Below are 16244 nucleotides of genomic sequence, written 5' to 3'. Positions count from 1 at the left end.
AATCCCCCAGTTTTTGGTTAAAAATGCAGTTGTTCGCAAAGCGTATCCGAGCCTGTCGAGGATATAAGGTTCTTTTATACCAATACCGAAAGGTACCTACTCGGTAAAAGAAGTAGGGGTGTGGGGGCAAAGCCACCACAAACAAAAAACTTAAAAAATACTTTTTGGAAAATTTCAAAATTTTTAGTATATCTTAAACAATTTTATTTTATAAATTATTATTTATTTAATCAATTTAATAAATATTAATAAATTTATATTTAAATTTAGAAATTTATTTCAGAACAATTGACAAAATACAGCTATATTGTATAATTATAGAAAAATTGTTCAGAACATTTGTTCTAATACCGTAAATAAGATTAATTTTGGAGTTTATTAATATTTATGAATAAAGATAATATTTTTTCTAAATCATTATTGTTTGCAGGTGCATTAAGTTCATCAATGATAAGTGCAAGCTGTAATGATAATAATTCGGCGGCTGATAATAGTGTAGTTTTAGCTAATAATAATATAGAAAAGCCCAATATTGTTTATATAGTTATAGATGATATGGGCTTTTCGGACTTAGGCTGTTACGGTTCAGAGATAAGCACGCCTAATATAGATAAGCTAGCAGAAAACGGACTTCGCTATAATAATTTTTGTGTTACTCCTTTAAGTTCACCTACAAGAGCAGCACTTTTAAGCGGAAGAAATTCTCATTCTGTAGGTATGGGAAGGCTTGCTAATTATACTTTAAATGCTCCTCATTCTACAGCACAAATAACAAATACTGCAGCTTTAACACCAAGAGTACTTAAAGATAATAATTATAATACTTATGCAGTAGGTAAATGGCATGTGGCTCCTTTATGGGAAACCAGCAGCATAGGGCCTTATAATAATTGGCCTTTAGGAAGAGGATTCGATAAGTTCTACGGATTTATGGACGGAGAAACTGATCAATTTAATCCTGAACTTGTTGACGGAAATACTCATGTTGATACTGTATATGATGATAATTATCATTTGACAGAAGATATTACAGACAGAGCTATTTATTATATTAAAAGCCATAAATCAATATCAAAAGAAAAACCTTTCATGCTTTACTATGCAACAGGTGCAGCACATTCACCTCATCAAGTACCGGAAGAATATGTGAAGAAGTATGAGAATGTTTATAATGTTGGCTGGGATAAAATAAGAGAGGCGAGATTAAAAAAACAAAAAGAATTAGGCATAGTACCAATGGATGCAGAACTTTCTCCATTAAATGAAAATGTTAAGCCTTGGAATGAACTTGATGAAGATACAAAAAGATTATTTATAGAATATGAAAAACATTATGCCGCTTTCATAGAACATACTGATGCACAAATAGGAAGATTAATAAAAGCATTGGAAGATATGGGAGAGCTTGATAATACTGTAATATTCTTAATAGCTGATAATGGCCCTTCTCCTTCTGGAAAAGCTACAGGAACTTTGAATACTGTTAATATAAAAAATGGTATTATGTCAGATATAGAAAAAGATGTTAAAAGAATAAATGAATTTTCTAAATTAGCACCTAATTATCCTCAAGGCTGGGCACAGGTTTCTGCTACTCCTTTTAGATATTATAAAGAAAGTGCAAATTATTTAGGCGGAATAAGAGTACCTTTAATAATACATTATCCTAAAGGTATTGATAAATCACAAAACGGAAGCATAAGAACACAATTTAGTTTCGTTACAGATATAGCAAAAACCGTATTAGATATTACAGGCATAAAAGAACCTAAAACAGTTGATGGTATAGAACAAATGCCTTTGCATGGATATAGTTTACTTCCTACTTTCAATGATGCAAATGCTGATACTAAAAGAACTACTCAGTATTTTGAACTTTACGGAAATAGAGGATTATATGATAATGGATACTTCTTATCAATTTCTCATAAAAAGGGTGATAGTTTTGATAATGATAATTTTGCTCTTTATGATTTGAATACTGATTTCTCTCAGCTTAAAGATATTTCAAAAGAAAATGAGAGCAAATTAAAAGAGATGAAAAACTTATGGGATAAAGAGGCAGAAAAATACGGAGTTAATCCTCTTGATGATAGAGTGCATGTTGAACTAATAGCTAAGCAATTGAGCGAAAATATAGAAAAGAAAAACTCTTTAACATTATATCCAAATACATCAAGTATAAATGTTAATATATCAGCTATACCTACAGCACTAAACCGTTCTTATGATATAACAGCTTATTTAAATAGAAAATCATCAGCAGAGGAAGGCGTATTATTGGCATTTGGTAATCATTACGGAGGATATTCATTATATATAATAAATAATAAATTAAATTATGAATATATATATGATGACGCAAAATATCATATAGAAGTAAATGAGCCTTTGCCTTTAGGTGAGTTAGCTATAAAAGTTAAATACATAAAAACTGGTAAGGATTCAGGAGAGGCTTCATTATTAGTAAATGATAAAGAAGTCGGAAAACTCGCATTACCTAAAGTATATCCAATGACAGCAAATACAACAGACGGAATGTCAGCAGGAAGAGATTTACAAGGCAATGTAAGCGATAGATATGAAGGCAGAGGACATTTTGAATACAGCGGAGATTTAGAGAAAGTAACAGTTGAAGGATATAATGATTATAACAAAATAGCTATATAATTAGTATTTGTAAATTATTTTGTTGTTCTTTTTCCCCGCTGCACAACATACCTAAAAGGCACTTCCTTCGGTTGCAGGCGGACTTCGTCAAAGAACCTTATATCCTCGAAAGTGTAAATGTAAAATTAGTACTAAATCATACTAAAATTATTTTACATGTAATATAATTTATCAATTTAAGCTAAAATATAGCCTTTTTGCTTCTTTGTGGCAACAAAAGAAGTGGGGTGCGGGGCAAAGCCCTGCAGACATTTAAAAGTAAAAAAATTATTTTTGATAAAATATAGTTGTTTAGGTATATATAAAAAATACGAATTGTAAGGAGAATAAAATAGTATATGAGGAAAAATAATAATAATTTAAAAAAAGGTTTTTGTATAGGCTCATCTGTACTCATAGCGGCATCTGCAGTATCCTGTTCAACTGAAAATAAGAATCAATCAGAGAAGCCTAATATTGTTTATATAGTATTAGATGATATGGGATTCGGTGATTTAGGCTGCTACGGCTCAAGCATATCTACACCAAATATTGATGCTTTGGCTCAAAATGGTATAAGGTATGTTAATTATTTTACTTCTCCTTTAAGTTCGCCAAGCAGAGCATCACTTCTTACAGGGTGCGAAGCTAATAAAGTAGGAATGGGAGCGGTAAGTCAAGTTGATTTCGGAGATTTAGCACCTAATATGGCAGGAAGAATAAAGCCGGAACATGCACCTATCACTCATACTTTAAAAGCAAATGGATATAACACTTATGCTATAGGAAAATGGCATTTAGGCCCTTATGATGAGTTTACACCGGACGGAGATAAATATCATTGGCCTTCAGGAAAAGGATTCGATAAGAATTATAATTTTATAGCAGGACAGGCTAATCAATTTCAGCCTGGCGGTATTATAGAAGGCGATGAGTTTATAGTTCCGGATACTTCAGATCCTGATTATCATTTGAGTAAAGATATAGTTGATAGAACATTAAAATATATTGATGAATCTAAAAATGAACCTTTCTTTGCTTATGTGGCATTCGGTGCTATGCATGGCCCTTTCAATGTTGCTAAAAAATATATAGATAAATATAAAGGTAAATTTGATCATGGCTGGGACGTTGAAAGAGAAAAAATATTTGAAAGACAAAAAGAGTTGGGAATAATGCCAGCTGATGCAGTATTATCAGAAAGAAATGATGAAGTACCTTCTTGGGATAGTTTAACAGATAAAGAAAAAGCAGTTGCGGCAAGACATATGGAAACTTATGCAGGCTTTTTAGAGCATACTGATGAGCAGATAGGATATCTTGTTTCAGAAATGAAAAAGAGGGGAGTTTATGATAATACTATATTTATAATTGTTTCAGATAATGGGGCAAATTATAATGGCGGAAGAAACGGAAGTATAATGAATCATGCTAATGAAAATTTATATGTTCATGATTTAGATACGCAATATAGTTTATTAGATGAATTCGGAAGTGCTTTATATGGAACAGAATATAATAAAGGCTGGGCTAATGTTTCAAATACTCCATTAAGATATTTCAAAACTAAAACTCATTACGGCGGAGTTAAAACTTTCTGTATAGCTTCTTGGGTTAATGGAATAGTTGATAAAGGCAGAATTTCAAAAGATATGATAGCTGTATTTGATATAACTCCTACTATGCTTGATATTATAGGAGCAGAACCTTTAAGTCAAGTTAACGGAGTGAAGCAGGAAAAAATGCAGGGTATATCATTCAAAGAAAGTTTTGAAAGTTCTAATACTATGACTAATCCTAGAAAAGAAATAGCTTTGCTTATGATGCTTGACAGAACCTATGCAGACGGAAGCGGATATATTATAGTAACTAATCCTAAAACTCAGGAATGGGAATTATATGATATAAATAATGATCCTACTCAGATAAATAATTTAGCTTCTTCTATGCCGGACAAGGTAAAAGAAATGGCTTTGAAGTATGAAACAGTAAGAAGAGAATTCCATGACTCAGAAAATTTACTTATGGATATAGTACATAAAACTAGCCCGGAAACATTAACAAAACGCTACGGACAATTAGCTTCAGATGTGCTTACTTCTCTAAAAACTGGTAAGGCTGTATCAAAAGATGCAGAGGAATATTTAAGACTTTATAAATTCTTTAGTTATGTTCCTGAAGGTGCAGGATATACTGGAGTAGGCTCTGTTTGGTATTATCCTTCAACATCTAAATTCAGAGCAACAAACTATACATACAAAAAAGAAGACGGATATTTCTTCTCATTATCAGCAGCAAGAACAGGCCCTGTTTCTCATAAGATTAATGTTGATATAGAAGTGCCTAATAATGCCAAAGGTGTTATATATGCTAACGGCGGTTTAGACGGCGGATATACACTTTATATAAATGATAATGGAAACCTTGTATACGAATATAATTATTTAGGAGAAAGACAGAAAGTTATATCACCTGAAGTAATGAAAGCAGGTAAATATAATATAGTTATGGATTATAAGAAAGACAAAGTAAATAGCGGAGTCATTGATATGATTATAGACGGAAATGCAGTTGCAAGTTCTACTGTGAAAATGCTTCCTATAATGATTTCTTATGATTATTTCAGTATAGGTGAAGATGTAGGCTCTAAAGTGAGTTTAGATTATAAAGATGATTATGTATTTAATGGCAAGGTAGATGAAGTTAATATAGTGCTTGGAGATGATTTATTAAAATAGAAATATTTTTAAATATTTATAAAGGAGTATGATATATGACAAATAAATTTAAAAAAGGATTTTGTTTCGGTACATCTTTAATGGTGGCTGCTTCTGCAGTATCATGTTCAACTGAAACTCAATCAGAGAAGCCTAATATTGTTTATATAGTATTAGATGATATGGGATTCGGTGATTTAGGCTGTTATGGTTCAAGCATATCCACACCGAATATTGATGCTTTGGCTCAAAATGGTATAAGGTATGTTAATTATTTTACTTCTCCTTTGAGTTCGCCAAGCAGAGCATCACTTCTTACAGGATGCGAAGCCAATAAGGTTGGAATGGGAGTTGTAAGCGATGTTGATTTTGGAGAATTAGCTCCAAATATCACAGGAAGAATAAAAAAAGAACATGCCCCTTTCACTCATACATTGCAGGCTAACGGATACAATACTTATGCTATAGGAAAATGGCATTTAGGGCCTTATGATGAGTTTACACCAGACGGAGATAAATATCATTGGCCTTCAGGAAAAGGTTTTGATAAAAATTACAATTTCGTAGCTAGTCAGGCTAATCAGAATCAGCCGGGCGGTATGATAGAAGGGGATAATTATATAATAGCAGATACGTCAGATCCTAATTATCATTTAAGCCAAGATATAGTTGATAAAACTTTAGAATATATTGATGAATCTAAAAACGAACCTTTCTTTGCTTATGTGGCATTCGGTGCTATGCATGGCCCTTTTAATGTCGCTAAAAAATATATAGATAAATATAAAGGCAAATTTGATCATGGCTGGGACGTTGAAAGACAAAAGATATTTGAAAGACAAAAAGAATTAGGTATAATGCCTGCTGATGCAATATTGTCAGAAAGAAATGAAGATGTACCTGCTTGGGATAGCTTAACAGAAAAAGAAAAAGCAGTTGCTATAAGACATATGGAAACTTATGCAGGCTTTTTAGAACATACTGATGAACAAATAGGACGCTTAATTTCAGAAATGAAAAAAAGGGGCGTATATGATAATACTATCTTTATAGTAGTTTCAGATAATGGAGCTAATTATAATGGAGGAAGAACAGGAAGTTTAATGGCTCATGCTAATGAAAACTTATATGTTCATGATATAGATACTCAATACAATTTGATAGATGAATTCGGAAGTGCTGTATACGGAACAGAGTATAACAGCGGCTGGGCTAATGTTTCAAATACTCCATTAAGATATTTTAAAACTAAAGCACATTACGGCGGAGTTAAAACTTTCTGTATAGCTTCTTGGGCTAATGGCATAGCTGATAAAGGCAGAATATCAAAAGAGATGATAGCGGTATTTGATATTTCACCTACTATGCTTGATGTATTAGGTTTTGAGCCTCTCACAGAAGTTAATGGTGTTAAACAGGAAAAGATGCAGGGTATATCTTTTAAAGAAAGTTTTGAAAGTTCTGAACCTATGACTAATCCTAGAAAAGAAATAGCTTTAATGATGATGCTTGACAGAACCTATGCAGACGGAAGCGGATATATTATTGTAACTAATCCTAAAACTCAGGAATGGGAGCTTTATGATATAAATAATGATCCTACTCAAATGAAAAATCTAGCTTCTTCTATGCCGGATAAAGTAAAAGAGATGGCTTCAAAATATGAAGAAACTGTAAAAAGAGATTTTAACGGAGCACAAAATTTATTAATTGATTTTGCTCATAGGGTAGACAGTAAAATATTAATAGAGCGTTACGGACAATTAGCAAAAGATGTACTTACTTCTATGCAGACTGGTAAAGCAGTTTCAAAAGATGCAGAAGAATATATGAGATTATACAGATTCTTTAGCTTTGTTCCTAAAGGTATAGGATATGCTGGTGTAGGTTCAGTTTGGTACCGACCTCCTTCATCAAAACTTAGAGCAACAAATTATACTTATAAAAAAGAAGACGGATATTTCTTCTCATTATCAGCAGCACATACAGGATCAGTTTCTCATAAAATAAATGTTGATGTAGAAGTTCCTAATAAAGCTTCTGGTGTTATATATGCTAATGGCGGTTTAGACGGAGGTTATGTATTATATGTAAATTATGATGGTAATTTAGTATATGAATACAATCATTTAGGAGAAAGACAAAAAGTTATATCTCCTACAAAACTTGAATCAGGAAATCATAATATAGTTATGGACTATAAAAAAGATGATGTAAACAGCGGAGTCATTGATATGATTATAGACGGAAATGTTGTTGCTACTTCAGATATAAATACTTTGCCTATAATGATTTCTTATGACTATTTCAGTATTGGGGAAGATGTAGGATCTAAAGTAAGTTTGTATTATAAAGATAATTATGCATTTAATGGAAATGTAGAAGAAGTTAATATAAATTTAGGAGATGATTTACTTAAATAATTAATACTCTAATTTTTGTTTTTAAGGGGGGATAATTATTCCCTCTTAAATACATTCTTAAATTTGATATCTTAAAATTTTTTTTATTTTTTATTTTCCCCTAAAACCGCATGCTGTTAAATCGTGTGCGGATTTTATTTTTTTATTTATATTATAAAGGAGAATTATATGAATAAAGGTTATCATTTAATGGCTAAGCCTTTCGGCCCTATATGTAATATAAGATGTGAATATTGTTTTTATTTAGAGAAAAAATCATTATTTAAATACAGTGAAAAATATAAAATGTCTTATGAGGTTTTAGAAAATTATATAAAAAAATATATAGAAACTCAGGACATACCGGAAATAAGTTTTGTTTGGCAGGGCGGGGAGCCTACTCTTGCTTCTTTGGATTTTTATAAAGATGTTGTAAAACTTCAAAAAAAATATACGGGTAATAAAAATATCACTAATTCATTGCAAACTAATGGGCTTTTAATAGATGATGATTGGTGTAAATTCTTAAAAGAAAATAATTTTCTTGTTGGTTTAAGTTTAGACGGCAATAAAGATATTCATGATAAATACAGAAAAGATATTTTTGGAAATGGTACTTTTGACAGAGTTTTTAATTCTTTGAAACTGCTTCAGGATTATAATATAGATTTCAATGTTTTAGCTTCTGTAAGCAGATACTCTTCTAAATATCCTTTAGAAATATATAACTTCTTCAAAGAAAATAAAGTTAAATATATACAATTTTCTCCTATAGTAGAAAGACTTCCAGATGAAGAAGCTAAAAAACTTTCTCTAACTCATTCTATACCTAACAGCAATTCAAATGAAAAAGTTACTGATTATTCTGTAGAGCCTGAATGTTATGGAGATTTTTTAATATCTATTTTTGATGAATGGGTTAAAAAAGATGTTGGGGAAATATTTGTTATGAACTTTGAATGGGCTTTAACTTCTTGGCTTGGTTTAGATAGTACTATATGTTTATTTGCAAAAGAATGCAGCGGCTGTACTGTAGTTGAGCATAATGGGGATATTTACAGCTGCGATCATTATGTTTATCCTGATTATAAAATAGGTAACATAATAACAGATAATCCTAGATATATAATTGATTCAGATAAACAGAAAACTTTCGGACTTAAAAAATCGAATTTGCCTAAAAACTGTTTAAGATGCGATGCTTTATTTGCCTGCAGAGGAGAATGCCCAAAAAATAGATTCGATAAATTTTATGATGGTGAAGATGGAAAAAATTATTTATGTGAAGGATACAAAAAATATTTTTATCATATCCACCCTTACATGAAAGCTATGAGGGAGCTTTTGGAAAATAATATAGATATTAGAGAGATTATGAGAATAAAGGAAAGCCCTATTGTAGTGGTGAAAAAGAATAATTAAATTTTATTATTTGTATTTACTAAGTAGACAGCTATATTTTGTAGGAAAAGGATATATTTTAGCTTATACCAAAACAAATATATTTTGTCAAAAATAATTTTTTTAAATTTTAAATATTTGCAGGGCTTTGCCCACCGCTTTGCGTGCTTACGCAGCACCCCACTTCTTTTGCGACCGAAGGAAGTGCCTGTGGTATTGCCACAGGCGAAGCCCGCCTACGGCGAGAAGCTATATCCTCGATAAACTCGGATACGCTTTGCGAAAGGCTATATTTTAGCTTAAATTAATAATCCATATTACATGTAATACTATTTTAGTATAATTTAGGACTAATTTTATACTTGCACTTTTTGGTTCTTTTTGCGGCGGGAAAAAGAACAACAAAAAATTGACAAACTTAAAAATTTTCAGTATATATTAATTTGGCTTTATTAATCTTATAAGTATTTTATAAAAAAGCATTTAAATTTTTTTATTAACTTATATAAGCCCGCCCACCCGCCACTTATTTTCTAATATGCGTATTATAAAAAATAGTTTGCATTTCTTTTTATTTTGTTTTATAAATATCATATAATAAATAAGTTAGGATAGGATTATGAAAGAGATAAAAATCACAGATATAGAAAATATAAAAATAGGCAATGCTCAAAACAAGGAAGCAGCAACAGGCTGTACAGTTATAATATGTGAAAGAGGTGCTGTTATAGGTTTAGATGTTAGGGGAGGGGGACCGGCTTCAAGAGAAAGCGAACTCACAAAGGCACAAGCTTCTACTGATATAGTTCATGCAGTGCTTCTTAGCGGAGGAAGTGCATTCGGATTAGATGCTTCAGGCGGAGTTATGAAATATTTAGAGGAGAGAAATATCGGTTTTGATGTTGGTATTACAAAGGTGCCTTTAGTATGTCAGTCTTGTATATTCGATTTGAGAATTGGAGATTATAAAGTGCGTCCTGATATTAATATGGGATATGAGGCTTGTGTTAATGCTCAAAGTAATAATCCTAAAATGGGTAATTATGGGGCTGGAACAGGGGCAACTGTGGGAAAGATACTAGGTGCTGATTATGCCATGAAGTCCGGACTTGGTTTCTATGCTGTACAAGTTGATGATGTGAAGATTGGGGCAGTAGTTTCTGTTAATGCTTTCGGTGATGTATATGATTATGACAGTGGTAAAATGATTGCTGGTGTTCTTAATGAAAATAAAAATGGATTTAGAAGTTCAGAAGAAGAGTTAATAAAAATTACGCAGAATAATAATTTATCTTTCACTTCTAATGTTTCAAATACAAAAGAAAATACGACAATAGGTGCTATTATAACAAATGCTAAATTTACAAAATCACAAATGGGAAAGATAGCTTCAATGGCACATAATGGATTTGCAAGAGCTATAAAACCAGTTCATACCACATTAGACGGCGACAGTATTTATGCTATGAGTGTAGGCGATGTTAATGCTAATTTGGATGCAGTAGGAACTATTGCTGCTATTGTAATGGGTAAGGCTATAAATAATGCTGTTAGAAATGCTGAAACTTCTCATGGTTTTAAATGCTTAAATGATATAAAAAATTGAGTGGCTTAAAAATTTTCAGTATATATAAAAAATGCCATAACATTTTTACATGCTATGGCATTTTATTTTAATCAGAAAAATATTTTTTTATTCTTCTGTTTTTTTCTTTCTAGTAGAAGAAGAAACTTTTTTAACACTTGATTTCTTTATAGATTTAACTTCTTCTTTATCGCTTTCAGCTTTATCAGATTTTTTAAGAGGTTTTATAGGAGTATTAAAAACTTCCTCTTTTACGCTTTTTACTTCACCTTCCTGATATGCTGAAGGGTCTTCAAGCTCATCAGTACCTCTTTTTGGGTCTTTACCAGCATAAACTAGCTTATCTTTTATTCTATCCAATTTTACTTCACATATTCTTTCTATATCTTCTATATCAAGAGATTCTTTTTCAAACAATTCTCTAGATAAAGATTCAAATTTATCAGCATTTTCAGCTATTAATTTTTTAGTTCTTTCATAAGCTCTCATTACGAATTTGTGAACTTCTTCATCTATTTTCTGAGCAGTTTCTTCGCTGTAATCTTTATGTCTAGCAATCTCTTTTCCTAAGAAAATAGGCTGTTCTTTTTGTCCGAATGATATAGGTCCAAGTCTACTCATACCCCATTCGCATACCATTCTTCTAGCAAGTTCAGTAACTCTTTCTATATCATTTGAAGCACCTGTAGTTACAGAATCTTCTCCAAACTTGAATTCTTCAGCAACGCGTCCACCAAGAAGCAAAGACATTTCATCAACAGCTTTTTTTCTTTGAAGAGTATATCTTCCATCAGAAGGCAAAGTCCAAGTAGCACCTAAACTTCTTCCTCTAGGAACAATAGTAACTTTGTGTAAAGCATCAGTATTTTGAAGAAGTACGGCCATTAAAGTGTGTCCTGCCTCATGATAAGCAGTATTTAATTTTTCTTTTTCACTGATTAGTATGCTTCTTCTTTCAGGTCCCATCATAACCTTATCGCGAGCCTCTTCAAAATCAGAAAGTTCTACTCTTGGTTTATCATTTCTAGCAGCAATTAAAGCAGCCTCATTAACCATATTAGCAATATCAGCACCAGAAAAACCAGGAGTCGCTCTAGCTAAATGATACAAATCTATAGAAGGATCATGCTGTATTTTAGCAACATGCACTTTAAATATTCCCTCTCTTCCTTTAACGTCAGGCAAATCAACAACAACTTGTCTGTCAAATCTTCCAGGACGAAGTAGGGCAGGGTCAAGTACATCAGGTCTGTTAGTAGCAGCAAATATTATGATTCTAGTATCAGTATTGAAACCGTCCATTTCAACAAGCATTTGGTTTAATGTTTGTTCTCTTTCATCATGTCCGCCGCCGTATCCAGCACCTCTAGTTCTACCAACAGCATCAAGCTCGTCTATAAATATGATACAAGGAGCAGATCTTTTACCTTGTTCAAATAAATCTCTTACTCTTGAAGCACCAACACCTACAAACATTTCTACAAATTCAGAACCAGACATACTGAAGAAAGGCACATTAGCTTCGCCAGCAACTGCCTTAGCAAGTAAAGTTTTACCAGTACCAGGAGGGCCTACTAATAATACACCTTTAGGAATTTTAGCACCAAGTTTTGTGAATTTGCTTGCATCTTTTAAGAATTGTACAACTTCCTGTAATTCTTCTTTAGCTTCTTTACAGCCTTCAACATCTTTGAAAGTTACTTTTACATCTTCTTTAGTTAAAAGTCTTGCTCTGCTTTTTCCGAAACTCATAGCTCTGTTATTAGAACCCTGCACCTGCCTGAACATAAAGAACCAAAGCAGAAATCCTATTAACAATATAGGCAGTAAGTTTACAAGTATAAGACTTAAATAACTAGGTTTTTCAGCTTCTCCTCTAACTTTAACATTATTATCTATAAGCAAGTTAACGAATCCGCTTGCAGTAAATGGTATATAAGAGTAAAAGTTTATCTCAGTAATTTTTCCATTAACTGTTTCTATAGCTTTACCATTTCTGATATTCTGATCTACTATAGTAACTTCTTTAACAACTCCTTCTTTAACTTTCTGTACTACAGTTGAATAATCCCATTCCTGAGCTTTCACCTGTGGTGTTTTTTGAAAGTACATTATAGCCATTACTACAACCATTGTAAGAAGAAGTATTATTATGATTTGATTTCCTCCGCCTCCGGATTGCGGCATAGATTGTCTTCTATTATTTTTTTTACTACTCATGTATTCTCCAAACTTATTTTAACTTTATATATAAATAAATATTAATAAAATATCAAATATTTACAAATTATTATTTTTCAGGTATATCTAAGATAGTACCATAGCTATTAAAGCAATGAGATGCTAGAGAAGAAACTCCTCCGCCTCTCTTAAGAGCACTGTTTATTATTTTCCCATCTTTTCTAGCTAAATCAGGGTATTTTAAATTCATATATCCAATAATAAGTCCTTTACTTGTAGAGGCATGAATATATGTTACAGTTTCATCTTTTTCATCAACTTCTATTACTATACCGGCATGAGTAAGCTTTTTATCATTAGATGTAGTTTTGTCAAACATAATTATATCTCCAACATTCGGCAAAACACCTTTGTAAATTTTCTTATATTTTGACAAAGTAGAATATATAGTTTTTACTCCGCCAGAATCTAAAATTGCTTGTTTTTCAAATACCGCTATATTAGAAGCCCAATAAACTGCAGCTACATATCCTGAACAATCAAATCTAAATGTTTTCTTCTCTTTAGAAGTAGGATGTGTTAATGTAGCTTTTTCATTATATTGATAATGTTTATCCAGATAAAAGTTAGCCCATTTACTTATATCATTTCTAACTTTTTGTTTTTGTGCATCATTTATTTCAACACCGCTTTCTTCTAACTTCTTTTGATACTCTTTGTCATATCCGTAAGTTTGAGTAAATGATACTGAATAAAACAACATCATCAATAATGATAGTATAATAATATAAAAACGCATAATACACTCTTATACATAGTAAATTATTTTATAAAATATTAGTAAAAAGTCAAGGCAATTTACAATATTATTATTTATATTAATTTGGTTTTTCTAAAACAGTACCATAACTGTTAAAACAATGTGAAGCCAATGAATAAGGAGCATCTCCTCTTCTAAGATAACTATTTATTGGCTTTCCATCTTTTATAGCTAAATCAGGGTACTTTAAATTCATATAGCCCAAAACAGGGCCTTTGCTTGTAGATGAATGAATATAAGTTATAGTTTCATCTTCATCTATATTCACAACGATTCCTGAATGAGTAAGTTTTTTATTTGGATTTGTAGTTCCGTCAAAAAATATTATATCTCCTATATTAGGCATAATTTTTTTATATATTTTATTTTCTTTAGCTAAAATATAGTGTATATTTTCTGTTGAGCCTTGAAGTTTTATAGTAGGCTTTTCAATAGCAGTCCAATACACAGCATTAACAAATCCAGAACAGTCAAAATTTACTTTCCTCTTTTCTTTTGAAAAAGGATTTGTTATTGTATCACTTTGGTTATATTTATATTTTTTATTCATATAGAAATTAGCCCATTTCACTATTTCAAGTCTTGTATTCTCCTGATTGAATGCAGGTATGGTAAATAATAATGAGATAATTAAAATATTAATATAGAAACGCATATTATCTCCCAATAATATTTAGTATATTTAATAAAAATTGTTTTATCGTTTTTTAGTAAAACTATTTTTATGTTTAAAAATCGGATTTTTCATTATAAATAATAGTTACATGTTATTATAATACAACTCTTTAATTGTAAATTCACTAGATTTTAGCCATTTTATTCTATATTGTATAGGAGTTATTATATTAAAAAATACTGATAAATATGGATATGCATTTTGAAATTGAATTGACAATCTAGTTTTAAATAGATATCTATTATTTTTATTTAACTTATTTACATTTATAACTTCTATTCTATTTATTTGATAAATATTTTTAATCAGAATTTGTAAGTCTGTATTTCTTATTTCTCTCATAGTTTCTGAGTTTAAAACAACATATTCTTTAGTAAAAAAGTCATAATATAATTTTCTATACAAATATATCTCTCTTATATTATCATCAAAAATCAAATTCTTTTTTATTAAATCTACTCTATAATTAATAAATACTACAACTCCATTATCTATATATTTTTTGATATTTTGATAAATTTGATCCTCATAAAAAGTTTTTACATCAACATATAGTGTATCATTATATATATAGCTTCTTGAAAAATTTAGCCTTAATTCATAAGGGTATGATACTTTTGAAATAAACATTAATAATATTATAATAAAAATATGTTTCATAGTATATATTTTATACTGTTTTTATTAAAAGTAAATATTGTAATCATCATGTACAATTAATTGAATATTAAAATATTTAATTATATTTTCAATATTATTTTAGAAAAATAAACTTGCATCTAATCCTATTCTGCTTTCCATTTTTCTATAAGCATATAATTGTTTTGATCTTGCATATTCATATTTTACACCTATTACAAATCTATATATTTCAAAACCTATACCTGTAGCTATAGAAGGAGTCCATTCTTCATATCTATCAGTAACATGATATCCTTGTCCAAGTCCACTAGTTCTATTTATTAAATTTATTCTATCTAAATATGCTCCTATATGAATTCCTGTAATTAAACTTATTTCACCCCATAATGGTATTCTTACATCAGTACCGGCATAAATATTAAATAAATTAACTAAATTAGATATATCAAAACTTGATATTGCAAATGATGTTCCTCCATAGAATGAAAACCAGCCCCATCTGTAATTTGCAGATAAATGCATTTGCTCAAAACCAACATCTCTGAATTCTTCCTTATTTTTATCATATAATGTATTGTCTCCAAGTATATCTCCTCCTATATGAACGCAGATATGTCTTAGAGGAGCGAATCTTACTTTTAATTCATTATTAAATATATATTCAAAATATGCTTCAACTTGCATATAATTCCCAAATAAAAAAGTTGCTCCATATAGCTGATCTTGACCTTTTTTATAGCTGCCAAAAAACAATTTTAATGAGTATGCTACACCTATTCTAAATCTATGTTTATCTCCATCTATGTTAAATGCTATAGGTGCTAAGTCTACAGCCAATTTAGGACTAAAGTACATAACAATATTATCCAAATTAAAATTTTTATTTAGATATAAACTTTTGGAGTTTAAAATATCTCCAAACCAAAAACTAGTATTATAATTATCAGGATCAAGCCAAGGTGAGAAATATTTATCTGTTTCATATACTCTAAGAGGATTATATTTCCATTGTACACTTACTTTTTCTTTATAATTATTCATTTTATTTTCTAATGAATTAGTATTTTCTATATTTTGAGCGTAAATAGGAAAAGTAAATAAAATAAATATTATAAGATATGATAGTTTTTTCATAAAGGATCCATTTTATATGTAATTCTGAATAGGTTAG

10 protein-coding genes are annotated in these 16244 nt (G+C 30.4%); 5 read left to right on the top strand and 5 right to left on the bottom strand.

Annotated features, from left to right (window positions below; all coding sequences use genetic code 11):
* Positions 1-387: 387 nt before the first annotated feature.
* The 5 genes from BRSU_RS10390 to BRSU_RS10370 all read left to right on the top strand — a co-directional run bounded on the left by BRSU_RS10390 (position 388) and on the right by BRSU_RS10370 (position 10775).
* Positions 388-2670, top strand: coding sequence for an arylsulfatase (locus BRSU_RS10390; protein ID WP_048595297.1), 2283 nt, complete (start codon positions 388-390; stop codon positions 2668-2670).
* A 338-nt stretch (positions 2671-3008) separates the two neighbouring features.
* A complete protein-coding gene (locus tag BRSU_RS10385) occupies positions 3009-5387 on the top strand; it encodes a sulfatase-like hydrolase/transferase (RefSeq protein ID WP_048595296.1) in 2379 nt (792 codons plus the stop codon).
* Positions 5388-5422: 35 nt separating this feature from the next.
* The gene (locus BRSU_RS10380; RefSeq protein ID WP_048595295.1) at positions 5423-7789 is read left to right on the top strand and encodes an arylsulfatase; all 2367 of its coding nucleotides are present in this window, start codon (positions 5423-5425) and stop codon (positions 7787-7789) included.
* 168 nt (positions 7790-7957) lie between these two features.
* Positions 7958-9190, top strand: a complete 1233-nt coding sequence (locus tag BRSU_RS10375) for an anaerobic sulfatase maturase (protein WP_048595294.1) — start codon at positions 7958-7960, stop codon at positions 9188-9190.
* A gap of 598 nt (positions 9191-9788) precedes the next feature.
* Positions 9789-10775 (top strand): P1 family peptidase, encoded by a 987-nt coding sequence (locus BRSU_RS10370; RefSeq protein ID WP_048595293.1) that lies wholly within the window; start codon positions 9789-9791, stop codon positions 10773-10775.
* A gap of 87 nt (positions 10776-10862) precedes the next feature.
* Here BRSU_RS10370 and ftsH read toward each other — a convergent pair whose 3' ends face one another.
* From ftsH to BRSU_RS10345, 5 genes are all read right to left on the bottom strand, one after another.
* Positions 10863-12974, bottom strand: a complete 2112-nt coding sequence (gene ftsH, locus BRSU_RS10365) for an ATP-dependent zinc metalloprotease FtsH (RefSeq protein WP_048595292.1) — start codon at positions 12972-12974, stop codon at positions 10863-10865.
* Positions 12975-13044: 70 nt separating this feature from the next.
* Positions 13045-13734 (bottom strand): NlpC/P60 family protein, encoded by a 690-nt coding sequence (locus BRSU_RS10360; RefSeq protein WP_048595291.1) that lies wholly within the window; start codon positions 13732-13734, stop codon positions 13045-13047.
* Positions 13735-13813: 79 nt separating this feature from the next.
* The gene (locus tag BRSU_RS10355; protein WP_048595290.1) at positions 13814-14410 is read right to left on the bottom strand and encodes an NlpC/P60 family protein; all 597 of its coding nucleotides are present in this window, start codon (positions 14408-14410) and stop codon (positions 13814-13816) included.
* A gap of 105 nt (positions 14411-14515) precedes the next feature.
* Positions 14516-15091, bottom strand: a complete 576-nt coding sequence (locus BRSU_RS10350; RefSeq protein ID WP_048595289.1) for a DUF4390 domain-containing protein — start codon at positions 15089-15091, stop codon at positions 14516-14518.
* A gap of 99 nt (positions 15092-15190) precedes the next feature.
* Positions 15191-16207, bottom strand: coding sequence for a hypothetical protein (locus tag BRSU_RS10345; RefSeq protein WP_048595288.1), 1017 nt, complete (start codon positions 16205-16207; stop codon positions 15191-15193).
* Positions 16208-16244: the final 37 nt, after the last annotated feature.

This window comes from Brachyspira suanatina (assembly GCF_001049755.1).
Classification (GTDB): Bacteria; Spirochaetota; Brachyspiria; order Brachyspirales; family Brachyspiraceae; genus Brachyspira; species Brachyspira suanatina.
The sequence above is the reverse complement of the archived record's forward strand: the minus strand, read 5'-3'. Positions and strand labels throughout refer to the sequence as shown.

Bases quoted from the DNA above. Each gene is read 5' to 3' on its own strand.
- BRSU_RS10390 (WP_048595297.1), top strand. From the start codon at position 388: ATGAATAAAGATAATATTTTTTCTAAATCATTATTGTTTGCAGGTGCA.
- BRSU_RS10375 (WP_048595294.1), top strand. From the start codon at position 7,958: ATGAATAAAGGTTATCATTTAATGGCTAAGCCTTTCGGCCCTATATGT.
- BRSU_RS10360 (WP_048595291.1), bottom strand. From the start codon at position 13,734: ATGCGTTTTTATATTATTATACTATCATTATTGATGATGTTGTTTTAT.
- BRSU_RS10345 (WP_048595288.1), bottom strand. From the start codon at position 16,207: ATGAAAAAACTATCATATCTTATAATATTTATTTTATTTACTTTTCCT.
- BRSU_RS10355 (WP_048595290.1), bottom strand. From the start codon at position 14,410: ATGCGTTTCTATATTAATATTTTAATTATCTCATTATTATTTACCATA.
- BRSU_RS10370 (WP_048595293.1), top strand. From the start codon at position 9,789: ATGAAAGAGATAAAAATCACAGATATAGAAAATATAAAAATAGGCAAT.
- ftsH (WP_048595292.1), bottom strand. From the start codon at position 12,974: ATGAGTAGTAAAAAAAATAATAGAAGACAATCTATGCCGCAATCCGGA.
- BRSU_RS10380 (WP_048595295.1), top strand. From the start codon at position 5,423: ATGACAAATAAATTTAAAAAAGGATTTTGTTTCGGTACATCTTTAATG.
- BRSU_RS10350 (WP_048595289.1), bottom strand. From the start codon at position 15,091: ATGAAACATATTTTTATTATAATATTATTAATGTTTATTTCAAAAGTA.
- BRSU_RS10385 (WP_048595296.1), top strand. From the start codon at position 3,009: ATGAGGAAAAATAATAATAATTTAAAAAAAGGTTTTTGTATAGGCTCA.